This is a genomic window from Streptomyces tricolor, assembly GCF_002155905.1.
Lineage (GTDB): Bacteria > Actinomycetota > Actinomycetes > Streptomycetales > Streptomycetaceae > Streptomyces > Streptomyces tricolor.
This window is the reverse complement of record NZ_MUMF01000166.1, coordinates 384-824: the sequence shown is the minus strand read 5'-3', so window position 1 is coordinate 824 and position 441 is coordinate 384. Positions and strand designations below refer to the sequence as shown.

Sequence of the window (441 nt, the reverse complement as noted above, 5' to 3'; positions counted from 1 at the left end):
GGTCGCCGAGCGCCGCACGGTGGAGGGCATCGAGCAGGACCCGCGCCTGCTCTTCGAGCACCTGTCGACCAGCAAGATGTACGCCCGCGCCTTCCTGGACCGCCACCGGCTCCGCTTCCCCGAGGGCATCCACTACGAGGACCAGCTGTTCTCGGCGCAGGCGTACTGCCTGGCGCAGGCGTTCACGATCATCCCGGACCCGGTGTACGTCTGGTACATCGAGCCGTTCGCCGCGGCCTCCTCCGCCTCCATCTCCAACCAGCGGCACAAGATCTCCAACGTCCGCGACCGGGTGCACGTGCAGCGCCTGATCGACGACTTCCTGGTGAGCAGCGGGCACGCGGGGCTGCGGGAGGACAAGGACTACAAGTTCCTCAAGCACGACTTCCGGATGTACGCGGGCGATCTGCCGTACCGGGACGAGGAGTGGCTGGCGTCCTT

Annotated in this window: 1 pseudogene; it reads left to right on the top strand. The window is 67.3% G+C overall.

What is annotated here, in order from left to right:
• Positions 1–441, top strand: a pseudogene (locus tag CCN44_RS46150) (glycosyltransferase family 2 protein); the annotation flags it as partial.